Origin of the sequence: Novipirellula caenicola (genome assembly GCF_039545035.1) — a bacterium.
In the GTDB taxonomy this organism is placed as follows: Bacteria; Planctomycetota; Planctomycetia; order Pirellulales; family Pirellulaceae; genus Novipirellula; species Novipirellula caenicola.
The window spans coordinates 490818-517345 of the sequence record NZ_BAABRO010000005.1; the positions used below are offsets into that span (position 1 = coordinate 490818).

At 55.1% G+C, this 26528-nt stretch carries 13 protein-coding genes; 4 read left to right on the forward strand and 9 right to left on the reverse strand.

Annotated features, from left to right (window positions below):
• Nucleotides 1-42 precede the first annotated feature (42 nt).
• From ABEA92_RS13545 to ABEA92_RS13575, 7 genes are all read right to left on the reverse strand, one after another.
• Nucleotides 43-2301 (reverse strand): DUF1592 domain-containing protein, encoded by a 2259-nt coding sequence (locus ABEA92_RS13545; protein WP_345684365.1) that lies wholly within the window; start codon nt 2299-2301, stop codon nt 43-45.
• A gap of 158 nt (nt 2302-2459) precedes the next feature.
• A complete protein-coding gene (locus ABEA92_RS13550; RefSeq protein WP_345684366.1) occupies nt 2460-3725 on the reverse strand; it encodes a DUF1552 domain-containing protein in 1266 nt (421 codons plus the stop codon).
• A gap of 482 nt (nt 3726-4207) precedes the next feature.
• Nucleotides 4208-7654 carry a PVC-type heme-binding CxxCH protein gene (locus tag ABEA92_RS13555; protein ID WP_345684367.1) on the reverse strand — a complete coding sequence of 1149 codons (3447 nt, stop codon included), beginning with the start codon at nt 7652-7654 and terminating at the stop codon, nt 4208-4210.
• Between the two features lie 60 nt (nt 7655-7714).
• Nucleotides 7715-8977: an SGNH/GDSL hydrolase family protein gene (locus tag ABEA92_RS13560; RefSeq protein WP_345684368.1), complete on the reverse strand. Its 1263-nt coding sequence runs from the start codon at nt 8975-8977 to the stop codon at nt 7715-7717.
• A 29-nt stretch (nt 8978-9006) separates the two neighbouring features.
• On the reverse strand, nt 9007-9951 hold the full coding sequence (locus ABEA92_RS13565; protein WP_345684369.1) for a ThuA domain-containing protein: 945 nt from the start codon (nt 9949-9951) through the stop codon (nt 9007-9009).
• Between the two features lie 71 nt (nt 9952-10022).
• A complete protein-coding gene (locus ABEA92_RS13570) occupies nt 10023-11255 on the reverse strand; it encodes a DUF6786 family protein (protein WP_425572434.1) in 1233 nt (410 codons plus the stop codon).
• Between the two features lie 623 nt (nt 11256-11878).
• A complete protein-coding gene (locus ABEA92_RS13575; protein ID WP_345684371.1) occupies nt 11879-14716 on the reverse strand; it encodes a sulfatase-like hydrolase/transferase in 2838 nt (945 codons plus the stop codon).
• Nucleotides 14717-15122: 406 nt separating this feature from the next.
• Between ABEA92_RS13575 and ABEA92_RS13580 the strand changes: the two genes are divergently transcribed.
• From ABEA92_RS13580 to ABEA92_RS13590, 3 genes are all read left to right on the forward strand, one after another.
• Nucleotides 15123-15722 carry a sigma-70 family RNA polymerase sigma factor gene (locus ABEA92_RS13580; protein WP_345684372.1) on the forward strand — a complete coding sequence of 200 codons (600 nt, stop codon included), beginning with the start codon at nt 15123-15125 and terminating at the stop codon, nt 15720-15722.
• Nucleotides 15723-16042: 320 nt separating this feature from the next.
• Complete coding sequence (locus tag ABEA92_RS13585; RefSeq protein WP_345684373.1) at nt 16043-16711, forward strand: EF-hand domain-containing protein; 669 nt, start codon at nt 16043-16045, stop codon at nt 16709-16711.
• A gap of 7 nt (nt 16712-16718) precedes the next feature.
• Complete coding sequence (locus ABEA92_RS13590) at nt 16719-19247, forward strand: protein kinase domain-containing protein (RefSeq protein WP_345684374.1); 2529 nt, start codon at nt 16719-16721, stop codon at nt 19245-19247.
• A gap of 1890 nt (nt 19248-21137) precedes the next feature.
• Here the strand turns inward: ABEA92_RS13590 and ABEA92_RS13595 are convergent.
• Nucleotides 21138-22271: a DUF3500 domain-containing protein gene (locus ABEA92_RS13595; protein ID WP_425572435.1), complete on the reverse strand. Its 1134-nt coding sequence runs from the start codon at nt 22269-22271 to the stop codon at nt 21138-21140.
• Nucleotides 22272-22551: 280 nt separating this feature from the next.
• Here ABEA92_RS13595 and ABEA92_RS13600 point away from each other — a divergent pair, with 280 nt between their 5' ends.
• Complete coding sequence (locus tag ABEA92_RS13600) at nt 22552-23805, forward strand: outer membrane protein assembly factor BamB family protein (RefSeq protein ID WP_345684376.1); 1254 nt, start codon at nt 22552-22554, stop codon at nt 23803-23805.
• Nucleotides 23806-24303: 498 nt separating this feature from the next.
• Here the strand turns inward: ABEA92_RS13600 and ABEA92_RS13605 are convergent, their stop codons facing one another.
• A complete protein-coding gene (locus ABEA92_RS13605) occupies nt 24304-26358 on the reverse strand; it encodes a DUF5722 domain-containing protein (protein WP_345684377.1) in 2055 nt (684 codons plus the stop codon).
• Between the last annotated feature and the right edge of the window lie 170 nt (nt 26359-26528).

Genomic DNA, 26528 nt, shown 5'->3' on the forward strand with positions numbered 1-26528 from the left:
AGATTCAAGCTGAAAACGGGCGATTGGGGGGTGCGAACTTGGTCAGCGCTGCGTCATCAATTCGCTAGTCGCGATCCGGTAAACGATTTCTTTCAGTTGGAAATTGTTTTTTTGCGTCTGCTGAACGATCGATTCAACGATGGGGTAGTCGGCGGCGACCAGTTCGCGGCCCTTGGCATATTCGGCGATACGGATGATCAAATTGCGGGCGAAGGGTCGCAGATCAGCGGCCAGAATTTTCTTCAAGCCATCGATGTCGCGAAACGCCTGGCCGCTAAAGGTACCGTCGGTGCTGACCTTTTGCCGTTTAGTGTAGTTGGTGCGATAGCGTCCGATGGGGTCGTACGCTTCTAACGCGAAACCGAGTGGATCGATTCGCTTGTGGCACTGCATACAGGCTTTGTCGTTGCGATGTTTTTCTAACATCTGACGGACCGTCGTGGCGCCGGTGAGATCGGGCACGATTGCAGGCACTTCTTCGGGCGGTGGTGGCGGAGGCGTGCCCAAAAAGTGATCGAGCACCCAAACCCCACGAACCACGGGCGACGTTTCGACTCCGTTGGACGTCAGCGTCAACACGCTTCCCTGAGTCAAAAGCCCGCCACGTTTTGAAGACGCGGGAAGTTGGGTCAGCGTTAACTTGCCATCACTTTGTTTGGGCAGTCCGTACAGTTCGGCAAGTTTGTTGTTGATGAAGGAATAATCCGAATCGATAAAGTCGGCGACGCTCCGATTCTCTTCATAGACATGGCGAAAGAACAGTCGCGTTTCCTCACGCATCGCCTGCTCCATGCTCTCGCCATAGATCCGAAACTCCCTTGTTTTGTTATCGGGCGGCATCGTTCCAAGTTCATCCAGTGCCAGCCACTGATCGGCAAAACTCTCGCAGAACCGATCGGCTCGCGGGTCTTGCATCAGCCGCAATACCTGAGCCCTCAGGGTTGCTGGTTCGGTCAACTTGCCCGAATTGGCGACACTAAACAATTCCTGGTCTGGCATCGTGCTCCAGAAGAAATACGAAAGCCGACTTGCCAGCGGGAAATCGCTCAGTTCGCCTTGTTCTTCGAACAGGTACAGAAAATCGGTCGATGCCATCATCGCGGTCATCGTCTTGACGACCGCATCGTTCCAATCGCGAGATTGTTTGTATTGCTTATTCAAGTAATCGAACCAGAGCCCAATCCCTTCTCGAGTGACGCGTCGCCGAAAGGCTCGGATGGCGAACCGCCCCAGCAGATATTCACGTGCCGTGGCACTGGTCAGATCGGGCATCTTGTCCGACAACAACGTGGTCTTCATCGACTCGGTCGGCCATTGTTCATAGAACGGGCCTTCGATCTTGTACTGGGTAACGCGAATGCCGGGACCGCGAAAGGGACCAGCAAAGTCCGATTTTTTGAACTTGCTTCTTCGCAGCGCTGCCCGAATCTGCACGATCGGTTTCGAGGTTCCGTTCGCCATACGAAGGTAAGGGTAAAAATCTCGGTCAATCCAGGTTTCGACCGTAAATGTCTGCTCTTTGTCGTAGATTAGCGGAAAGGTTTCGATTGTCTTGCCGAGCTCATTGACCCCGGTTCGCCGTGCCGAGACCACCCCAATCGCCAACTTGGGCGGTTCATTCTTGGGAACAAATTTGACAGGGTACCGGTCCTCGTCAACGGCTGATGCGGTGACGGTGATCCGGTACCGACCCGGGATCTGGCAGTTTCGCGTTGCCTTGCCGTCGACGATTTTCGAGTTACCTCCGATTCGAAACGTATAAAAATCCTTGCCTTGGTTTTCATACCTTCGCGACGCCCCGGTGAGCTGACGCATGGGAACCTCGAACACCCTCGGCTCAGGTTGTTTGGCATCCATGGTGAACAAGGCTTGCCACAGAGCGGCCTGGGCGGCCTCCATGTATTCAAACAGTGATTCGTCGGACATCACCAACGACGATGCGTTCGTGTCGAAGCCTTCGTTCACGTTGTCATCGTAGATATAGGAACTGGGGTCAAAGTTGCCATCGTTCAGCCCCAATAAATCGCGAACCGTATTTTGATACTCACGTTTGTTGAGCCGCCGCAGCCCACCCACGTTTTCACTTGGCGATTGCTTGGCGAGTTCAAGCACTTGTTTCGCCAGCGAAGTGCGCTGTGCGGCCGAAGGTTGGGGTTCATCCTCAGGCGGCATCAACCCGCCGGCAATTTGTTCGTAGACCTTGGTCAGCAGTTCGGCATCAACGCTGGACAATGGATCCAACCGTACGTCGCCTTCTTGCTCGTCCGCATTGTGACATCGAACACAATGCTGGCGGATCATCGGTTCGATGGTTGAAAAGTCATCTGCATCGATCCGTGTCGCTGGGAACAGAAGAAGAGCCGACGCCAACCACAAGATCGAAGGGTGCAACTTCGGCTTTGTGGCGTGGCGTGCAAGAGGAGTCCGGTGATCGGGAGAGGGTTTGCTGCACATCATTTTTAGGAGAGGCTAAACGTTCCGGTCGCACCATTGAAACTTTCAATCTCGACACCGAATTTCTGTAGCATCGTGGTGTAAAGATTATTCAGTGGCGTCGATTCACCGCCGGGGGTCTTGCAGTCGACATGGCCTTGATGCCGGAAACCACCGCCGGCCAAGATGACCGGCAGATCTCGATTACTGTGCCGAGCAGCGTCCCCCATGCCGCTGCCAAAGTACACCATCGTTTTGTCCAACAACGTGCCATCGCCGCGATTGCCCAAAGGAGAATCTTTCAACTTTTGGACAAACCGAGCCATTTGCTGAATGTAAAAATTGTCGATGATGCCCAATTGTCGAAGGATGTCGGGACGATTGCCATGATGGCTCAGCGAGTGATAGCCGGTGGAAACGCCATCGAGTTCGATCATCCGATTGTGCATGCCAAATCCAGCGGTGAACACGCGGCTCGAGTCCGATTGAATGGCCAACAGGATCAAGTCGAACATCATCGGTGCGAGGAACTCGTAATCTTGGCCCGAGTGCGGATGTCCCTCGGGTTGGTAGTTCACCTTTGGCTTGGGAACGTTTGCCCAACGTTTCATGCCCTGCAGCTTTGTTTCGGCATCACGAATCGCTGTCAGGTACTCTTCCAACTTTTGCCGATCCGCCGGGTTGGTCCGACGCGCGAATCGTTTAGCTTGTTCGCGAACCAGATCCAAGATGCTGCCCTGTTCCTGAATCCGTAGCTCACGCTCCTTGATCGCGGCAGCCGAATCGGGCACAAACAATTGGTCGAACATGTCACGAGGATCCCCTAGTTCGCGGACCCGGATGCCCGAGGAGGTCCACGAGGCATTCATTCCGCCGCCGACCGCGACGTGCATGGACGGAAACCGCGTCTGGTAACCTGCGTATTCAGCCGCAAGCTGATCCATTGAAACGACGTTGCCGCCGCGAATCCCGGTAAGGAACGTCGAGATGCCACCGTGGCCGGAAAAGATCGCCGGATGATCCATGTTGGAACAAACGGTGAAATCGCCCCGCAAGTTTTCCAGAGGTTTGAGCGTCGGGGTCAGTTCGAAATTCGCCCCTGTCGATTTTGGAAAGAACGCTTTGGGATAGACGCCCAACGTCGGGCTGATGCAAACCATTCGCATCGCCTCGCCGCCGTCGCTCCTGCCAGCCGGGGTGGCGACCGATTCCATCATCGGCAGCGCGATCGTGATTCCTGCGGCCTTCAAGAAGGATCGGCGGGCTGGTGGCGAACTAGACAAGGCTTTCATGGTTTCGTCCTTCCGTAGCGACGCAGTCGCCATCGAATTAGCGGCAATACAAACTCATCCTATCTACTTTTGGATGAGAAAAAACCAACTTTTGCGACATATGACTAACGAATTGCGTCCCGAATCTCGTGCGAAGCCGTTAAGCATCGTCGGAGTCATTGCTGACGTAGCGGAACTCGTCAACGGCTTGTTGATTTAGTGAAGTTTCCTGCGGCAAGGGTCGTATGATGGACTTCCTAGTCCGTCAGTGGTGTATTCGACGGACTCGGAGGTCCGTCGTACGACTAAATCAACAAGCCGTCAAGAGTTTCGACCAGCCTGGAAAACGAAAGCCGTTGACGACTTCCGCTACAGGAAAACCCGTCACTTATTGTTCCGACGATTCCAAAAGGTTGACCTCAGACCGTTGACCACGTGAGCCGACGCAATGCTAGCGGTATGTGTGGCCAATAAGTGTGCCTGTCCCCGCAAAAGCTGTCTCCTCAAAAACCGCCTTCGATTTGAAACTTCGCCGGCGACTGCGGCGCCGCAATCGGTTCGACTTTTAATCCCATGTCGCCGCGTTTCGTTCGGTCGATTCCAATCGTTACCGCTCGCCGTCCCTTGGCCAGTGTGAGGGTCTTGGTTGGATCGAGGATCTCCTCTCCGTCGACCCAAAGTTTGAGTCCCACAGAATCGTTGATTTTGAATTGCACCCCACCAGGGACCAATACATTCAAATAGCCTCGAGCGAGCACGTGATCTCCACTTGGCAAATCGTTGGCCGGCAATTCACCGCGGACTTTGCTGTACGCTGTGACCCAAGAGGTGTCTGAGGCCGGCGGTTCATCAAAGTTGGAAGTGGCGGTTAGATGCCACTTTCGAATCACGGGACTTTCATCATTGGCGAAGGGGCCGGGTCGACCCAAGGCAGCGACAAACTTTGCGAGATCAAGAAACTCTTGACGACTGCCGAGTTGATCGACGAGTCCCGCGGGCATGGCCGAGTTCATCGCCTTCTCGGCAATGATTTCATCCGCAGCAAGACGGATTTCTTTTCCACCTTGTGCCGCGTCTCGCACAACGACTTCGTCATCACTTTGGAACGTCACGATGCCGGTCTGAGTCGTTCCATCGTCCAACACGAACATGCGGTTTTCGTAGTGTTCGGCAATCGCTTTGTTGGGTCGCAGAATTGATTCGACGATATAGTCGGTCTTGGCCGCTGCACCCACCGCTACCAAATTCGGACCGATGACGGGGCCGACGGGACCAATGCCGTGACAACTCGTGCACGACAGCGATTTGCGTCGATAGATGTCTTCACCTCGAACCGCATCGCCATCCGTTTCCACATCATGGGTCAGTTGCGATAGGTCTTCGGCCAACAATTGCAAGTTGAGCGACTCGGAATCTTGCGAGGGGCGAAATTGTTTTGCCAAGTTCTCAGGTAGCGACCCCGTCGACCGATGAAACTGATCAATACGAGCGGCCACCGCCGGGTGAACCTCGACACCTTTCATCGCATCAGAGAGAACGCTGGCTCCGTTTCGATTCTTCAGGATTGCCTGAACCAGCGGAACAGGATCCGCTTCGCCTGGGGCTTGGCTGAATAACGCCGCAGCCAACTTCGTCCCCTGCTGAATGTCGGTGGCGACGATGCCAACCAGTGCGCAGTAGCGAGTCTCTGGATCACGATGTTCTGCGAGCTTCGTAAGGATTTGCAGTTCTTTGTCGCCACCTAGCTTTGCCGACGCGACCGCAGCAGACCGACGTACGGCAGCGGGACGACTTTCGTCTTGGACAACATCCAACAGTGGCTCGGTGACCTTGTTGGCTTTCCAAGCCGCAAGATTCTCTGCGGCAAGCGAGGCAACGGTCGCATTGTTATCGTCAAGCAATCGCGTTAACGAACGCAAACGCCGACGAAGCACACCCGAGGAACGCGAATTTGCCATCGACTTGAGCGATTCAAGCAGCGCGATTTGTGCATCATCCGATCGTGAATCCTTTCCGCTGGTCAACGAGGCGACGATTCGCAAAAGATCATCGGGGGTGCCCATTGCGATAACCTGGTCGCGAAATTCGCTGATCTCTTTCTCGCTGGGGTCTTGCTGTTTGAGAAAGTGATCAATCCGTTCAGCAAAACCAATTCCCGCAGCTCGTTCCGCAGCCGCCTTGTGGGATGCTTTGGCAAAACGAAGCGTTCCTGCCTCCATCGCTGGACGCCAATACGGTTCGAGCGCCTTCGTCGTTTGGGGCAATGCCAAGTCGAGGAAAGGGTCGCCGGGATGATCGACCACATTCAGCGCCGCCGCAAACGCCTCGGCTTGAGGAATGAATCCCGCCGACAGAACCGCCTCCATTCGTGTTCGTGGGAAGGGATCGGCAGCCGCTTTGGCAATCATCGCAATCGGATCCGACAGCGCATCGTGCCAGTAGCGAATCACCCGCGCCCCTGCGGAACGCGCGTGACCGTCTGACGCAGCGAGTACCTTGGTTAGAATCTTCTCGCTCGGACGTTCAACATTTTGACACGCCCACATCGCTTCCACGAGATGAAGTTCATAGTCGGGTGACTCGGTGTCGAGTTGGTCCACCCACGTTTGCAGTACCGCGAGGACCTCGTCGGGATCCCGTTCGCTAATTTCTTTTTTCGCTTGATGGCGTATCCATGTTTCGGGACTCTTTAAATGATCGACGAGTTGCTCAGTGGTGGTTCCATCGAACTTGGGTTTCTTGACGAGCGGTCGATCCTTGTGCGTGATCCGCCAGATGCGACCGTGTTCATGATCGCGACGCGGATCGCGAAAATCATGGCTGGCATGATTAATGATCGAGTTGTACCAATCGGCGACATAGATCGCTCCGTCGGGGCCGATCTTGACATCGACGGGCCGAAAATTTGGGTGCTTACAGGTCATCAGTGGCGGCAGAACGTTGGCGCTAAAACCGGCACCGTCCTCCGAGAATTCGTAGCGGATAATGGTTCGACTTTTAAAGCGGCCACTAAGCAGATTGCCACGGATGTCATCGCCCACGTGCGAACCTGTCGCGAGGTCGCCGCCACATTGCTTTTCGGTGCTGATCAACGTAGGAACACGAATGCTCTGCGCCCCGTTTCCGGTCACGGGGGACAGGTACATGATCCGCGGATTGTTGACCATGAACGATTGCCCCCATTGGTCGAACACGTGGCCCCAAGGATTACCACCGGTGCCGGTGCAGAACATTCTCAGTTCTTGCGTCCGAGGGTTGTACTGATAGACGCCACCGTTGAAATTCCGCACGACCCCGTGCTGCGTTTCCACCTGCGAATGCAAAAAGATACCTTCTTGGAAATAGATCCATCCGCCGGGACCGCGTCGCCACGCACTGACCGAGTGATGGCTGTCTTCGATCCCAAACCCAGTCAGCGCCAATTCCTTGACATCCGCCACGTCATCTCCGTCGGTATCTTTGAAGAAGAAGACGTCGGGTGATTGCGCCACATAACACCCGCCGTTGGCAAGCTCTAACCCCGTGGGAATATACAATCCATCGGCAAACACGGTTGATTTGTCTGCGACGCCATCGTCATCGGTGTCCTCGAGGATGATGATTTTGTCGTTTGCGACTTCGCCCGGTTTCAATTGCGGGTACGCCCACGAACACGCCACCCACAACCGGCCTCGCGAGTCCCAGTGCATGTGAGTGGGATTGGCGAGCATCGGATCGGAAGCGAAAAGGTTGACCTGGTAACCGTCGAGCAGTTCAAAGTTTTCTTGCTCGGACGCTGGATCATGATTGTTCATCAAGTCCAAATTGGCGTCCTTGATGTTCTTGATACCCGATGCATCCTGCGCCGACGCGATGGTCGTCAACACGATGGTCATCAGGGCTGCCGTCGCCAACGGGCGGACCGCTCGCCAAAAACACTCGTTCGCTTGTTTGAAAGTTCGGATATTCATAAGGTTCTTGAAAAAAGTCATTAGGGTTCACGTTCTGGCGAACGTAGCTACCGTCGATTTCTAGTGAATCCGAGTCACACGCCAATTCCGCGTTTGACGTTCGATCCCATCTCGCAATTTCGCATCGCGTTTTTGTGCGAGTTGATTGAATTCGATCACTTCCGCTGGCAATGCCTTTCCACTGGGCGATTTTTTTCTCTCCCCGACAATGTGGACTTGGTTCAGGGCTTTCCAGCTATACGTAAACTGTAAATTCTTGTCGTTGACCGCAGCACGAAATGCTTCGGCCTGTTGGTGAGCCGGCGAAGTGTCGATCGTGACTCCGCGAGCCCAATCGTCATGGCTAGCGGTGACGACGGAGACATCATCGATGGCCAATTTGTAGATTCCCGGTGCAAGATTGGCGATCGTCAGCGAGTCACGAAAATGATGCAGCTGCGGCGGCAGGTCTTCGCCGGTAGGTGGTGGCAACGTCGGGGCAATCAACTCAGTGGCTCGAAATGTCAATCCCGCCTCGGTGCGAGCCGTATCGGAAACCGCAAGCCCATTGGCCTGTACCGTCAAATCCGTCGCGTCAAGGGAGATTCGCCATGGTGGTTGCGGCGAAGCAAGATCGTCTTGGACGAGGCCACGGAATAGGTAATGACTCAGTGCCCAGTACCCATACGAATTCAAATGGATGCCGTTGGTCGTGAAATTGGGACCGATCGGCTCGTCCATCAAATAACGCGAAGTTTGATAGAGATCGACAAAGGGAACCTGAGCGGCGATGGCCACTTCGCTCATCGCTTGGCTGTATGCGGATAACTCTCGGTCGCGTTGCTCGTGCCGAGGTGTCAGTTTTCCAAGCGGTTCGTTGGCAATCGGCGACACCAGGACCAAACGCACTTGAGATTTCCCGTTGTACGTTTTGCCCTCGAGTGATTTGATCCATGCATCGACGGAGGCTTGAAACGATTGCACCCCCTCTTCGCCCGCGAAGGATTCTCCCATCCCAAAACAGCCGACGATCACATCGGTACGATGTGCCAACAATGTTTCTTCTTCAGCGGGAAAATTGGTTGGTCGATCACGCGCGTTCAGCATGTCGCCACCCCAACCCAGGTTGCGAATCGAGACCGGATTGTCTGGCCAACGCTGCAGCAACATCGTTTCAAGATAGCCGTGGATTCGCAATTGATCCGCAAACGTGTTGCCAACAATCGCAATACGATCCCCCGGTCGAATGGGCGATTCAGGCGGAAGCGGCGACTCGGCTGAAACCGTCGAAACGGCCACGGCCCAAAACAAAAGCACGATGATGGAATGAGGTTTTCTAATCATGGTTGTGAGCGTTTTTCGATCGAGATGCATTACTTCTTCGGCTTTTTATCTTGTCGCTGGATTTCCCAAGTCGAAATCGTTTCATCGGCTTGCGGAAGCGGTCGATCCACGGCCCAACAGGCAGCATTGATGACCATGCGGACAAACGATTCTTTGGCAAAGTCACCGGGATGACCGAAGGAGGTTCCAAATACCTTGCCGCCCCATTCGTTTTGCCACGCCCAGGCGACGGTATCGGTTTCATCCTCTTGAACCTGGATGACACCAAACGATTTCTTCAGCTCACGACGTCGGCCTTTGCCGCTGCCTTTGACCAACGGAACGACACCCTCTTCGAAACGCGTCAGATAGAGCGTCCCCGGCGATGTCCAGTTCGACTTCGATACATTGGTCATGATCGGGTGCTGCCGTGATTCTTCGATCACACTGATTTCGGTCTCGCTGGATTGATGCACGATGTAAGGCGTCCCAAGCACGCGGCGACCAAAGTCGTCGTTCCAATTGGACCGCGGATGGGCCGCGGGATATTTGAAAGAATGGTTGGCGGTCCGCAGCCCGATGATGGGTTTGCCCGATTTCACGTAGTCTTCGATCGGCTGCCACTCGTCATCAGGCAACTGCAGAAAACGCATAAAGAAGATTGCCAAATCGGCATCAGCCAACGCCTCGATCCCGGGCAGAACATTTTCGCGTTTCTTTTCCGGATCGCCTTTGCCCATCACCACCGTCGTGCGAAATCCAAATCGCTCCAGTTCCTCGGCAAGCAGCGGCATGCTGAGTTCCGGCGAATAGTGCAGCGTCCCAACGACAAGAACGGCATGCGGCTTCTCGGCAATGGCCGGAGCTGCGGTGAGCCCGTGAAATGCGACGATGACCATCGCTATGGTCCACTGCCACGAGGTCCGCCACCGCAATGCATTTGCGTTGACCACAGACGCACTCGAGAAGTAAGGCCGAAATCGTTGGTTTTTCATTGACTTGCGAGCTCCAGGTCGTGGTTGATGCGGGATGCGGTGAGCGTCATCTTTCGATGAGAACGGCTGAACTACTGGGTCACTTGGATTTCATCCAAATGAACGCCAAGCAGTCGTTGGGCAATCGGGTCCAACGCGGCTTCGCTGCCTTGCAGATGCAACGTTTGTTGCACATGGGTCATCGTTTCGCCCGGCTTCAACGCGGCTGCTGGCGACGAGGTTTCCAATTCGTAGAATGGCCCAAGCGGTGGTTCGCCGGGAGCAGGCGATCCGTCGTTGTAGGCATTGATGACGTCACCCTTGAACGGTTCCTCCTGCATTTCCCACATCGAATTGACGTACCCGTTGGGTGCGTCTTGGACGTTGTAGGTGACGATCGTCAAAACATGCCCTTCGGCGTCGTAGCTGCCTGCGATTCCCAGTGATCGCTCCGGTGTGATGCCGATCTTGCCGCGACGCGTGCCATCCCCCTTGAAGAATAAAACGTCTTCTTCGACTTGCAGGTATTCTGGCGGCACTTTTCCAAAATAGGTGTCGTTGACTTTGGGGCCAAGCTCGGCGGCGTCACCGGGTTTGAAAGGGATCACGATCGTCGTTTTCGGCGAGGGGTTGTACATCCCCAAGATCCAAATCGACGGCATGCCGGTCTGCTTCGTCCACGCGTTTTCGCCTCGATTGGTCAGCCGATTGTCGGTCTCGTAGCCAACATACTTGATCGATTCGTCGATCGAATCTGTTTCTAAAACCTTGGCAATGGCGGCTTGATCGAGCAGACGCACCGATCGTTCGATCCCCATCACGAATTGCGTTCCGCTGAAATTGGTCAGTTTGCAATTTCGTTTGAATTTGACGGTCGTGCTCGACTGTTGGACGAGTTCAAACGGTTCGGTGTCGATCGCTGCGGGAGTCCTCCAATCCGAAAATTCGAACTTGCTGCCCGGTTTGAAGAACAATGCAAATTGGCCTCCTTCGGGACCGAGCCAAAATCGTTCTTCGCCACCGAAGATGTAGATGTGTTCTTCGAGTTTGCCTTTGCGCTCTTCCTCTGAAAGCAATCCTTTCTCGATCACCTTGCGGTTGATCCAACCAAAGCTGACTCCATTTTCACGATCGACCGTGCTGGTCATCACACGTCCCTGATACGCCGGCGCCACGGCGACTGCGGCCTCGCCGTTGGTCAACGTGATGATGTCGGTGTGCTGCTTCAGAAACGAGAGGTCTTCACGAAATCCGTTGGTCACTTGATTTGATTCTTGTGCTAACACAGTAGGGCTCTGACTGAAAGAAATGACGGAACAGAACATCCCCAACAACAATGGGCTCAAACGTCTCATTTTGGGTCTCATCTTTCTACGGAGGGATTTACAGGAGGGATATTCGCGTCTCGGTTGCCGGATCGGTTCTAAAGGTCCTGTGGTGGGACGACACGGCCGAGACGAAACGAGGATCGCAAAGACCGGGCGCCAAGAGGGCATTATGATCCATTATGTTGCTGATAGGATCATGATTTGCGACCTTAGATTAATGTTTTGCGACATTAACCAAGCCAATTCGGCTCGCCAGCTAGCAAAACCGATGTGATTTCGAACCTGCGAGGTTCGATGTTGGTCGTCCTTGAGGTCGCTTCCAAAAAGAGAATCGCCGAGCCCGCAGCGGAAGCTCAATGCCGTCTACTTTGGCACCGGGGGCTTTTTATAGCGGAGCGGCGCGAGCCGCCCGGTTGCGGCGAGTTAAACGTTCGATATTGACCGGGCGGCTCGCGCTGCACCGCTACGAAACTAGATGGCGGTGGCCTCTAGGCTCTGTCTGAAAACCGTAGCGGAAGTCGGCAAGACTTTCGGCAGCATGGCATAACCCAGTGATAAATCGAAATTCTTCACGAATTCCGCTACCAGGTTTTCGCCTCTGATGCGTTCTCAGACAGTGCCTAGCCGCGGGTAGCGTTTCGTCGACGTCCGTTCATCGGGTCGAGCTCGCCCCAATAGCCGCCGATGATGTGCGGATAACGTCCGGGAGTGACGTGGTAGTGAGGTCCGCGGTCGGCATCTTCGTGAAGGTTAAAATCGTTGAGCGGATTCGCTCGGTCGTCTTTCGCCAACACGCCTGCCGCTTCGTAAGGTCCGTAGACGGGGAAACCGTCGAACGCAAAACCGATGACGGTCGAGTGTCCGTGCCCCTCATCGCTCCATGGCGTTTTCACGCAAACCGGATACTTGTGATAGTGATATTGCTGCTGCGGGCTGGGGTGACCACAGCAACGGTCTAATCGCCAAACCGCATCGGTTTCAAAGATATGGTCGAATGGATTGAAGAAGATCACCCCATTGGTCGCCACCCCGATCGGTCCCATCGGCAGTGCTTGGTTTGAATTTTTTTCGTCCATCGCAAATGCGTTGGGATCGACTTTGGGCTGAAGTGGCAAGTAGTGCGTGTTGGCTTGTTCTTTGATGTAGGACGGGTTGCCGTCGAGCATCCGCCAACGATCCGGAAACGTCGCGGTGGGGTGATTGGGCAAGTTGCGGCTGCGGATCACGATGTGAGTGTCCGTGACATTGATGATGACCGCGTACGGTTTGAATACGTCCTTGGTCACTTCGTTGCCATCGAAATCCAAGTAGCCCGCTCGCAACCATGAACTCATGTTGCCGGCAAACGGGGCAACGAACTGATCGGTTTTATAAAGCAGTTGATCGTCGTTGGTGTAATCGAATTGCTTTGGCACCGTGCGATCGCCCCCTTTGGGATCGAAGTACCATCGTCCACCAAGTGACACCAGTGATTTTGGATCGGGTTGCGGAAATTCGTCGGCCGTCGCTTTGGCCGGTCGGTAGCTCGCCGGTGCATCGATCGGTTCAAGATTCATTGAATTGATCCAGAACTCGGTGCGTTTGCCTTCGCCTTTGCCGGAGGCAAAACCAACGCTCAGCTTGAGCGAATCGACTTCGGCGAATGGAGTGCGGAAATCCATGGCGTAGGTTCGCCACGTCGCGTGGCCAAGACTTTCGTTGGTGGCTTCGTCTCGAAAATCCTTTCGTTCACGCAACACCTGCGGGTAAATGCGTTCTTTGATCAGATCCAACGAGTCGCCGTTTTTTTGCAGGAACTCGACCTTCAAATACAAGTCGTCTTGATCGACTTGGAAATCATCTTGGGCGAGCCCCGAGATATAGAAACGGTACCAGGGTTGGTCGGAGGTGACTTGCGAGGATTCCACCGTCGCTTCACCCGCGATCACTCCATCGCCGTTTCGGTCTTCGGCCGAAAACAGCCGCACGCCCGAGCCGTTGGATTCGACGTGGCGATTGCCAAGCACGCCATAGACCGCATCACCACTCAGCTCTGCACGAGCGAGCAATTCACCTTCTTGCGGCAGCGTGATGGCGGCATTGGTTTTCGTGTTGTTATTTTCAGCGACAAGCAACTCGCCATTGGAGGCCGCCGGTTCATCGTTGCGAACATGCTTTTGAAACAGCGTCAATTGGTCTAGCAAATCAGCGGCAACCTTCCCCTGACGACTGGCCAGGTTCGTGGATTCCGCGGTATCGGAGCGAAGGTTGTACAGTTCAATTGCACCGTCGGTGGGTTGGATGAGTTTCCAATCGCCGCGAATGATCGCGTGGTCGTTTTCAGCGACGACAACAGTGCGATCGACTTGCGTTCCGTTTTTGAGATTCGCCCACAGATTCACTCCGTCCAGCGGCTTTTGGTTTTGCAGCTTCACATCGGTCGCGGCAGCCAGCGTCGGCAGCAGGTCGTGGATTGCAAAGAGCTGCTTGCTTTGGGTTCCTGGCTTCAACACGCCCGGCAATCGAATGACGCACGGCACATGGATGCCACCTTCGAGGACTTCTCGTTTCTGACCCCGAAACGGTGCGTTGGTTCCAATTCGAACCGCTCCGTTGTCGGACGCGAAGACGACAATCGTTTCGTCGCGAATCGCTTGATCGTCGATCGCTTTCAGAATCCGACCGACGCCTTGATCCAACGAGTCGATCATGGCTGCGTAGGTGGCGTCACGCTGATTCAAACGTCCTTGGTATTTCGCGGTCAGATGCTCGGGTGCTTGGAATGGATTGTGCGGGGCGCTGAACGAGACGACCATGCAAAACGGTTTGCGTTTATCGCGTGACCGGATCTGCTTTGCAGCTTCTTCCGAAAGCAGATCGGTGGCGTAGCCTTGTTCGTTGACCGTTTTCCCGTTGCGTTGCCAATCGAGTTTCCCTCGACCCGTGGTGTGCTGGAAATAGTCGACCGAGGCATCCATGAATCCGTAGAAATGATCAAACCCACGCTGGTTCGGATGAGCTTTGGGTTGGTTGGAACCGCCCAAATGCCATTTGCCAATCAAGCTGGTTTGGTAGCCGGCGGCTTTAAAATCGGCGGTGATCAGTCGTTCGTCGATGGGCAGCCCCGCGTCGCGATCACGGACCGGCCCGGTGATTCCGTAGCGGTGCGGGAAACGCCCGGTCAACATCGCGGCCCGCGCGGGGCTGCATGCTGGATAGGCGTAAAAGCGATCCAGCTGGACCCCTTCGGCCGCCAATTGGTCGATGTTCGGGGTCTCAGCCGTGCCCCCATGAAAGCCCACATCGCCCCACCCGAGATCATCGGCCAACAGGACGACGACATTGTGCTGAGCCATCACGACGGACGACTGCCAAGCGAGTACGAAACCAACGAACGCAACGAGTAGGTGGTGACCAAGGCCGAGCCGTTTTCCAACGGTCGCTTTTCGTCGGGGCGGGGTTAGAATTGGAAGTGCCATTGGATTTTCGCTGTTGAGAGACGTGGGATTGGTTCTTACTGTTGCGTTTTGTAGCGACGCTCGTCAGAGCGTCGATGGTTGCCGCGACATTGTGAGTCACCACAAATTTTGCGTAGCGGAAGTCGGCAAGACTTTCGTTCGATTGACGTATGCCTCGCCGAAACTCTTGACGGCTTGTTGATTGAATGAAGTTTCCTGCGGCAAGGGGGTATGATGGACTTCCTAGTCCGTCAATGGTGCATTCGACGGACTAGGAAGTCCATCGTACGACTAAATCAACAAGCCGTTGACGAGTTCCGCTACCAGAAAATGCTTCAAAGTGTTGGCCCAAGCGGCTACCGAGCCTTCGCTCTACCAGCTTAAAACCCGATTATCCCAGCCAATCTACTCGCTTTGTTGAGATTTTGTGATTGAAGATTTAGAGCAGTCGTTGCGGCGCGGAGAGGTGACGCATTTTTCCGATGCGTTTGCGCTCCATCGCGAGCGTCTGTGGCAAATCATTCACTTCCGTTTGAACGACCAAGTTCGTGCTCGCGTCGACGCCGACGACGTGGTTCAGGAAGTTTACTTGGATGCGGAAAAGAGGCTGTCGCATTTCCTCGGCGGTGATTTTCCGTCGTTCTTCCTGTGGCTACGGCTCGTTGCTCAACAGACACTCAGCCGCGTCCATCGTCGTCATCTGGCCACCGAATCCAGATCGACATTGCGAGAGTCGGGGGCGAGTTTCGGCAGCGATTGGGGGAAAACATCCGCGTGCCTTTCGCAGCGATTCGTCGCCCATTTGACTTCGCCCAGTCAAGCGGCGGTGAAAAAGGAATTGATCGCGGAAGTGAGAAATTCGCTCGAGACGATGAACGAGATCGACCGCGAAGTAGTTGCGCTCCGCCATTTCGAAGAATTGACCAATCAAGAGGTCGCGATTGAGCTGGGGATTTCCCCCAAGGCAGCCAGCATTCGCTACGTCCGAGCGCTAGAACGACTCAGAAACGTGCTGGAACGGATGTGATGGCTGCTTGGTTATCCAGCTCAACTTGTCAGTAGCGAAACTCGCCAACGGCTTGTTGATTTAGTGAGCCGCGACGCGTCAGCGGCCGGGTCCCACGCACGACCCGGTGCCTTACGGCCCACGGCTCAGCGTTGCGATTTGCATTTGGATTAAATCAACAAACCCGCCAAGAGTTTCGGCCCCGCAAAATGAAGAAAGCAGTGCAGATTACCTGTAGAAATTCCGGCGTCGTGGGGTTTTTTGTATTATCCCGCTGTTCACACTCCGCTTCACTGGACCTCATGATGAAACGTTTGGCATTTTTTTCGGTTTCCTGCGCGATGCTACTTTCCCTCGGCAGTTCGCTTGCTCTGGCTCAAACACCCGGTGGACGCGGCGGTCGTGGGGGACAATCAGGCGGAGGCATGCGGGGACCACAAGGCGGGGCACAGCAGACGCCGCCACTGTTGCGGATTTTTGATGCTGACAACGACGGCGAACTATCGGCTGCCGAAATTGATGCCGCCGCAGTCGCGTTGCGTAAGCTAGACCGAAATCGGGATGGACGTTTGACCGCCGAAGAATTGCGACCAAACGGTCCTGGTGCCCCGGGCGGTCCCGCCGGTCAGCGTGGTGGCGAGAGAGGCGGCGCGGGCGGGCCTGGTGGACGTCAAGGTGGTCCCGGACAACAAGGTCCTGGTGGTCGTGGACAGGGAGGACCAGATGGCGGTGGCGGACGCGGCGGTGATTCCGCTCAAGGTGACGAAGCATTTGCAAACCAAATCTTGGCGTTTGACGTCAACACCGACGGATTGCTCAGCCTATCGGAACTGCCCGAACACATGCACGACGCATTTGCGATCGCCGATGCAGACAAAAATGGTACGCTGGATCAGCGAGAGCGTTTGGTGCTGGCGTCACAGTTTCGCCGCAACCGACTTCAACCTGGATCCGAAAACCTCGAAATGAAAAACCGTCCCACGCAAGGTCGCCGTGGCGGCGGAAATTGATGCTCGTATGATCCATTCCGAAATCGCCGATCCTGATAACTGCGACGACGACAACGACATCTATGCCATCGTCGATGTGTTGGCCAGCGATTTCATTGCCCGATATCGAAACGGCGATCGCCCCACGATCGAAGAGTACGCGATCCGCCATCCGGAATTGAGCGAGCCGATTCGCCGCGTCTTTCCGCTCGCGTTGTCGGTCGAAAAGGTCAAGGTTGACGAGCAAGCCGAGCAAGACGGCAGCGCGACGCTGGCGGGCCGATTGATCGAGCAGCTTGGTGACTTCCGACTTGTTCGCGAAATCGGTCGCGGTGGTATGGGGATTGTTTACGAGGCGATGCAAGAGTCGCTGACGCGGACAGTTGCCATCAAGGTGTTGCCCAAGCAAAGCTTGCTCGACGACGAGGCACTGGCGCGGTTCCAGCACGAAGCCAAAACCGCGGCCGCCATGCATCACTCGAACATCGTGCCCATCTTTGGGACCGGAGAAAACGATGGCACGCATTACTTGGTGATGCAATTGGTTCGAGGCGAATCGATCGACAAACGGATCGCCGCGAGTGGAACCGAGGCGTTCGGCTTTCGAGAGACCGCGCAAATCGGTCGGCAAATCGCGGACGCATTGGCCTATTCCCACGCCAACGGAATCTTGCATCGCGACATCAAACCTGCCAACGTCTTGATCGACGAAAACGGGACTGCACAAGTCACCGATTTCGGACTCGCTCGAAACACACGCGATGATCCCACGATGTCTCGCGCGCTCAGTGGCAGTCCGCGATACATGGCTCCGGAGCGATTCCGCGGCCAATCCGACGCGCGTTGCGATATCTATGCACTCGGTTTGACGCTCTATGAAATGGTCGCCAGCGTTCCCGCCTTCAGCGAATCGGACCCGCACCCCTTGATGGAATCGGTTCTCCAGCATCGCATCAAGCCACTCAGTAGCCTACGCGGCGACATTCCGCTTGACCTGCAAACCATCATCGACAAAGCGATCAGTCATGAACCGGCGCATCGTTATCAAACGGCGGCGGAGCTGCGAGATGATTTGGACCGCTATTTGGCCGACGAACCGATCCACGCACGCCGCACGTCCGCCGCAGCACGATTGTTTCGCTGGTGTCGGCGAAACCCAAAGATGGCGACGACCACGACGGTCGCCGCCGCTTCGCTCGTACTCGCAACGCTGGCGTCGACCGGCGGTTGGTGGATGACGTCCGCAGCGAATCGGCGGACTAACACCGCACTGCGTCAATCCGAGCAAACCGTGGACCTCGCGCTTCAATCGCTTGACGGGGTTGTCGACATGGTTTCGGTGCCGGCGTCTAGCATCAGCGATGTCGGTTTCGACGAAACCGCCGCGACCACCTACTCGCTGAATCCGTCGCCGCATACGGCGGACGTTCTGCAAAGCATCCAACCGCTCTACGAACGACTCTCTCAGCAATCGCCAACCCGGCCCGATATCGTCAAGCAAATGATCCGCGCCACGATCCGGCTGGCGTTGATCCAGCGGCAACTCGGCCACACGTCCGACGCGATCGAGTCGCTCGAGCATGGCATCGATGTGCTCCGGACCCGCGGCGCGACCGCGGGTTTATCGAATGAGCAGAGCCGATCCTTGATGGCTCGATTGCAGAATGAATTGGGGGACGTTTTTGCAGTGGAGCTCCGGTTCGATGAGTCCGAACAAGCCTTTAAATCAGCCTTGTCCGCAGCGAGTGGACTTGCCACGAGCAACACCGAAGCGATGCTGCAACTCGCACGTGCTCACGTCGGCCTCGGCGATCCACCGCCACAGCGAATGCGGATCGAGTCTCAGGGAAACAAGCCGCCACGGGAGCGTAGGCTGCACCTGAGGACGGCGGACGAGATGCTTGATACGCTATACGAAACCGGTAACAGCACCAGTTCCGTCGTAACGCTGCGTGCCCGAGTTCGGCTGGCACAATCACGGATCGAAAAACGGCCCGCGGCGAAACGGGCGAGATTTGAGAGCGCCATTGAAATCCTCCGGCAACAACTGGAGGTTTCGCCCAACGATACCACGGTGCGATACACGTTGGTCGAAGCCTTGGCAGCGGTGAATTTGCGGCGCGAAGTCCAAACGAGGCTGCAGCGATCCGAAGCGGCAACGCGGCTGGGTAAAGCTCTGGCGGAGCTGCAAACCTTGCAACAACAGTTTCCCAACACACCGATCTTCGTCGTATCGGAAGTCCATATTCGCCATAAACTGTTCAACTTGGCGCGAACGGACAAGGATTTCGACGAAGCGAATCATCAGTTGCAGAAGGCGTTGGCGATGCAGTCCACGTTGGTCAACGCAGCACCCGAGAATCTTTCCCATCGGTGCTGGCGAGCGTTATTGTATCGGTCGCTTGCCGAGGTTCACAATTTACAAGGTAACCAGGACGCGGCTGGCGAAGCGATCGCAAACGCCGCCGCAGACATCGACGCAATCGCCCCCGCCGACCGCGACCATCCGTTCGTCGTCCAGACGCAGCAGATCATCGAAGCCCTATCGAGTCCATGACGTGGCCGTCCGTAGCAACCGATCATCCGCAAAGACGCGTGTCATCCACTGGACTTGATGGCCTAAGCAGGTAAGCAGAGATCATTGGTATTTCAAATGTAGTGGAGCTTGCTAAAGCTCCTCGTTCCACAAATCTGGAAGAATCTTAAGCAAGATCCACAACCTCAAAATCTAAGCCTGGCAAATTCCCAACGCCGGTTGAACGCTCCGGTCACGGACACCCATCCCCGTCTTATCTTTCTGCCCCACATTTTTTTGCCTACCCATTATCAGAGTCCTCTCCCCTCAAGACTCGCTAAGATCGCCTCACAGACCGTGCACTCGTATTCCGCTAATGACGTCGTTCACGCCGGGTGTAAGGACAGAAACATTGGTGCGACAGAAAGATTAAAAACAGGGAAACTCAACGGTTGATCTTGTGGTGATCCAAGCTAACCGCTTCAACTTGTTCCGCAGTCGCGGCAACGTTGCAAATCGATGGTAGGTGTCACAACGGTCAACCCAAGGTTGGGCAGGAAAATGGAGGGGGCAGGAAAATGTTTGAGCCCAAGTGCAATGCCGCTTCATTTCACACCAATGTCTCGCATGCGGTAGGTGAAGAATGGTTAAAAGATGAAAGGTTAGAAAATGGGGGAAGCGACGAACGCTGGGGCTCCGGTCACGGGGACCCACCATCGTCTTATCTTCCTGTCCCACATTTTCCTGTAAACCCGTCAGCATGCCAACGACTGAACGGCAATCGCGTAACGCCCTACACGCAACGCATACCGTTGGCCAAGCGTCGTCGCGGTACACAACATTTCCCTGCACCGGATGTGACGACAGAAAGATGGGTGCGACAGAAAGATTAAAAGCAAGTGAACTGAATGATCGATCTTACGGTGATCCGAGCTCAACGTTTCAACTTGTCGCTCAGTCGCTGCAACGTTGCAAATCGATGGTTGGTGTCACAACGGTCAACCCAAGGTTGGGCAGGAAAATGGAGGGGGCAGGAGAATGTTCGAGCCCAAGTGCAATGCCGCTTCATTCATCACCAATGTCTCGCACTTGGCAGGTGAAGAAAGGTTAAAAGATGAAAGGTTAGAAAATGGGGGAAGCGACGAACGCGGGGGCTCGGGTCACGGGTACCCACCATCGTCTTATCTTCCTGTCCCACATTTTCCTGTAAACTCGTCAGCGTGCCAACGACCGAACGGCATTCGTGGGACTCGCTACGCGCTACGTTTACCGTTGGCCAAGCGTCGTCGCGGTACACAACATTTCTCTGCACCGGATGTGACGACAGAAAGATGGGTGCGACAGAAAGATTAAAAGCAAGTGAACTGAACGGTCGATCTTACAGTGAACCAATCTCACCACTTCAACTCGTCCCGCAGTCGCTGCAAAGGCGCAAATCGATGACAAACGTCACTCCATGCAACCCAAGGTTGGGCAGGAAGACGGAGGACGGCAGAAAAATGTTTGAACCAAAGTGCGATGTCGCTTCATTCAACATCAATGTCTCGCACTTGGTAGGTGAAGAAAGGTTAAAAGATGAAGGGTTAAAAAATGGGGGAAGCGACGAACGCGGGGTCTCGGGTCACGGGTACCCACCATCGTCTTATCTTCCTGTCCCACATTTTCCTGTAAACCCGTCAGCATGCCAACAACTGAACGGCAATCGTGGGACTCGCTACGCGCTACGTTTACCGTTGGCCAAGCGTCGTCGCGGTACACAACATTTCTCTGCACCGGATGTAACGACAGAAAGATTAACAGCAGGGAAATGTTCGCGTCTAAGTGCTATGCCGCTCAATTACTTCACGCCGTAGCCTTGCGGCCACGGCAGCGAGTGTATCGGCCTCTGGCCTAAGCCGGACGCTCTCGTATAGCACCGGGTGCCGTCATCGATCAATGAGAGTGTGGGTGCGAGTGGTCGTGGTCATGGTAGTGTTGACGCAGCAGGTCTTTGCCGTAGTCGTTTCCGTTGGGCGTGCGGATCACGGTGTGAATGTGGTCGCGTGTGGGCTCGGCGGTACGGAACGGGGCTACCCGGCGTTGATGGTCGAACTCGATCAAGACGACCGGACTGTGGACTCGATAGTAGTAAATGCTCTGGTCGGTTGTTCCGCCAATCCAGGCAAAGTAGGTTTCATCAAGGTGCTCTTGGACCTCCGACATGCGAACCTTTGCGTGATCTGGACGCATGTTGCCGACGTATTCTTCGATCAAGTTGAGTAGCCCGCTCTTCTGCTCGTCGCTGAGTTCTGATCCAGCGATGCCGGCGTAATCAAGGACAACGTTGTCCTTGTACGCTTCGGTTAGATTATTGTTGCCATCCTTGTTCTGCATCACGATCGCCTTGGACCGCTGGTCGTCCGTCAAGCTCTGCATGAACTCAAGACCCTTGTTCTGTTCGTCTTGCATGACGATCGTGCCTTTGAATTTTCCGCCCTTGGCTTCGATCGGTTCCGAGCCCATGAAGACGGGGCTCATCACGACTTGGTCGCCCAACACGAAATAGTTGATGACGAGGTGATGTCCGTCGAGTTGCCAACCCCATGGTTCGGTCTTGGAGGGTTCGCCCATGATCGTGACCCAGTACAGCCACTCGCCGTATTCGTCAAAGTTGTTGGCGAGTTCGGCGAGCGTGCCGTTGAGTTTCATGATGTCTTGGGTTTTCTTGAGCCCCTTGGCACTCAGACTTTGCCCAATCATTTCAAAAGCCAGCTTTCGCTGCGCATCGGACATCTCATCAAATCCAACGCCTTGGCGTGGCGATCGGTGCCGGTTGTCCCACTGACGCCACTCGGAATCGTCCACGGGAAAGACCGTCCGTTTGCGTTGATCGTCATTCAATCCGGCCAAGAATGCGTCGGCCGCCTCGCGAACCGGCGCGGTGGACACGCCAGTGGACTTGATCGAAAACAGGTCGCGCTGGATGCCTTCGGACGTGACAATACCGACAAACGGCTCGTCGACCACGGGTGCGCGACCAGGCCGACCGCCCGGACGCTGTGAATAAACGACGACACAAGTGCCCATCAGCAAGATTGAGGACGCGGCAATCCATCGGTGATGTCTTATCATTGGTTTCTCAGTGGTTGGTGGAAGCTTTCTGGAAATTTTTTCCGGTATCAGGGGGCGCTACTGACAGATCTTACGCATATTAACGTAGTCGAACCAGCGAGTTGTCCCTGGATCGTAAAAATCACGGTCGCCCTGTTCGCTGGGTTGCTCTTGTTTCTCATCCACTTGATTGAACTCAATCCGCCTTTAATTTCGATCTCTTCGCGTCACAAGTCCATTAGCCCAAGCTGTTGCCATGCAAATCTGCTCCCTTCTTACCGTTGTTACATGGGTCCTGACCGCGAGCGTCGGCAATGCGGCTTGGCCCGAGTTCCTAGGGCCTGGCGGACAAGCCCGGTCGTCCGATACGGTGCCAACGACTTGGAGCGAAACCGAGAACCTGCTATGGAAAGTCGATCTGCCCGGATCCGGTGCATCGAGCCCGATCGTCGTGGGCGACCAAGTGATTGTCACGTGTTACGTCAGCGGGTCGGAAGCGAAACGTCAAGTCATCAGTTTCGACAAAACAAATGGCCAGCAGAATTGGGCAGTCGATTTTCCGATCGATTACCGCGAAGACCGATACCAGGGATACATCACCGAACATGGGTACGCCAGTAACACCCCGGTGACTGACGGCGAAAACGTGTTCGTTTTCCTCGGCAAAGGAGGCGTGCATTCGATCAGTCTGGATGGCAAAAAGAATTGGAGCTTCGATGTCGGCAAAGGATCGAGCAACCGCCAATGGGGGTCTGCATCGAGTCTTGTGCTGTTTGAAAACAGCGTCATCGTGAACGCTGCCGAAGAGTCGCGAGCGATCATCGCGTTGGACAAAGCCACCGGCAAAGAAAACTGGCGACAAGACGCCGACATGTTGGAACTGACGTACGGTACGCCGCGTATCGTAACGCTGCCAAACAGTGAACCGGAGTTGGTGATCAGCGTTCCTGGCGAGATTTGGTCGATGAATCCTCGGACGGGAAAGCTGCGGTGGTATTGTGAGTCGCCGATGACCGGCAACGTCACGCCGTCGGTGATTGTCGATGGTGACACGGTCTACAGTTTTGGCGGCTATCGAGCCTCGGGCAGTATCGCCGTCAAACTTGGCGGCAAGGACGACGTCACCGACTCGCATGTTCAGTGGACAAATCGTTCCAGTTCCTATGTTGCCACACCGCTATTACAGGGCGGACGTTTTTACTGGATCGATGATCGAGGCATTGCCTACTGTACATTGGCCAAAGACGGAGAAGTGATCTACAAATCACGAGTGGATAATCTTGAAAGCGGTCGCCCCGTTTACGCGTCACCGGTGTTGATCGGCAAGAACATTTACGTCGTGACTCGCCGCAGCGGCACGATTGTTTACGCACCGAATGACGAATTTAAACCGGTCTCGCAAAACAAGTTCGCCGGCGATGAAACCGACTTCAATGCTTCGCCCGCCGTAAGCGATGGCAAGCTGTATCTACGCAGCAACCAGTCGCTGTACTGTGTTGGAACCCCGTAGGACCATCGCAACGACAATTGACGTAGCGGAACTCGTCAAGAGTTTCGATCAAACGTAATCGTGGCCGAAATTCTTGACGAATTCCGCTACAACAGTCACCTCTCCCAAACTTGTTTGGGAGAGGTCGAGCAGAGCCTTTAGCGACTGCTCGGGTGAGGGCCGTCCGAGCAAGCTCAATCGAACCATGCTTCAAGGTTGCCCACCGCGGCCCTCACCCGAACGAGGCCTAAAGGCCCGTCCGACCTCTCCCAAGCTTCGCTCGGGAGAGGTGACTTGTGGATTGTCGCCTCTCCGCCAACTTCGTCGGTGGAGAAGTAGCAGCAGTTTCGACCGGATGATAAACTCACCCCCAATATCGGATGACAGCAGCAGCGTTTCAGCAGTCCAGCTTTCGCCCCCATGCTACATTCTGCCGCCACTGTATGGCTACAAAACGCGACTACAAAACTGACGCATCGGATGGGATACTATTTTCCCCTGACTAGCTAAAACGTGACGTTACGGTGTCGGCAATCCTTTGCTGACTTGTGCTTCTCGTTCGGTGCCAATCGCTTGGTACATGTGCCAGGCGCGTTTGCGTTTACCGTACGGTTCGGTCTCACTGGGCAACGTTCGCAATCCCACCTTCAATCCACCTTCGCGAGGATGATCGATCCAGCGGTGGTAGTGAAACGATTCGACCATCGGCATCGCACGCACTTTTTGCATCGCATACAGCAGCGCCGCGGCTTGACGATCCTGAGCATCATCGTCGTACGAATCGGTATGAAAACCCTGCTCGCTGAACAAAACCGGTCGTACCGCACCCGACGAATCACGCATCGATTCCTGCTGCATAAAACGACCAAACACCTGCAAATTTTGAATCGTAATCAACGGCGTTTCAAAATCGTCGCTGATGCGAGTGTCGTTCCACGGCACCGCTGCGAACAGGTTTTGAGGATAGGGATGATAGGCCACACCCCAAGCAAAATCGCCTTCCGTGACGGAATATCGCTGCAGCGATTCGATCACTTCGCGACCGGACAGTTGCCGCCACTGGCCATCCTCAGGGACATTAAAGTGATGCGTCAAGGATGTAAACACACGCGCGTGCGGATTGTGTTGGCGAGCCGCGTTGTGAATGATTCGCATCGAACGATAGTAGGACTCGGTCACAATCGTTCGAGGCTGCAATCCCATGTTGGTCCACACGGTGTGGAAATCGATTTCGTTGTGGGCGATCCAGTTGGTAATGCCGCCAGGAGCGGAGTCGGTATTGCTGTACCGCCGTGCCATTTCGCTTAAGACAAACGCATAGATGTCGGTGCCACGAGGCGTGGTCAAATCGGGCATCGTGTAGATGCCGCCGTCATGTTCAGGATGCACAAGCGGTGAAGCGTCGTTGCCAGCTCGCGGAGTCGGAATCAAGATGATGGCCGAAACGACCACGTTGTTTTCCCGAGCCCAATTCATCACACGGTCATAGTGGCTCAGCGTCAATGTATCGAAATAAACGGGGGCACCTGAGGTGGGGATTTTGATCCGTCCTTGACCGGGGGCATCCTTGACGAACGACGTGATCGCGATATTGACGGTGATCGCGGTGACGCCAAGTTCTCGGAGTTCATCGATGGGCCCATGCAGCCCAATACCGCCCAACCCTTTCTGATTCGCAGGCACCGGGCGATGTGGCGAGTGGTTCCCACCGATCACATCGATCTCGGTAGCAAACGTCCGTGCGGTCAGGTAAGACAATGAACCCGAGACCGACTTGGCTAGCCGCCAACTGCTTTGCAAGCGATCTCGATGACCCTCGAACCGCGGTAATACCACCGTGCCCCGTGCACCCTCAAGCTGAATCGGCACGTCGACTTTGCGGGGATCTGCGGATTGGCCGATCGATTGCCACGGCGGACACTCGATCAGCTGCAATTCTGACTCCGAGAGCGATTGAGGTAACCCCGAGAACGTAACGGTGATGGTCGATGGGTCGACGACTACCGAGTCGATTCGAGCGGGGAACGATTGTGACAGGTAGTTTTCAATCCGCTCGGCGGCCACGACCTTTTGCTGCCGCAATTGCTGCTGCTTTGCTTCGCGATCTTTTTCTTGCGGCGTCTTGGCTCGGACGTGAACGTTACGAAGTTGGATTCGAACGCCCGGTTTTCGACCCAGATCGATTCGCATGGTTTTGGAGTCTGGATTCGCATTTCGCAGCGAATCGAGATTGACCGTTGTGCTATAGGTCTGCCACGTTTCCGCCACGGGAATCGCGGGCAGACTCAGCGGGGTGTCTCCATAACGGGGGCGTCCCAAAAACAGCTCGACTTGTTTGACGCCCGAGACGCAAAAGTAGTCGAATTGAAGCACCGAGTCTTCGGCAGCGAGGTCACTCAATTCACCGACGAGAAACGGATCGCTTCCCGTCGTTCGGATCTCAATCACTTGGTCTTGTCGTTGGATATCAACGTCGTTGCAACGCGCTGGCACGACAGTCCAATTGGCTGCCGAGGCAACCGGCGGCATGACCAAAGACGCTAAAAAAACAGCGCAAACGCGTTTGATAAACATGGGGGAAGGTTGGGGATCAGGTGGGAATGTTGGGGCGGGAGTTTCGAAGTTGCGCGTTTTTCACAACCCGAAGCGTCAGTTTTGAAGTTGCTGTTTTTGTGCCGGAGGCACTTTATGGGATAGCCTTGGACTTTAGTCCAAGGTTTCGGTTCTGAAATTGGCACCCAGTC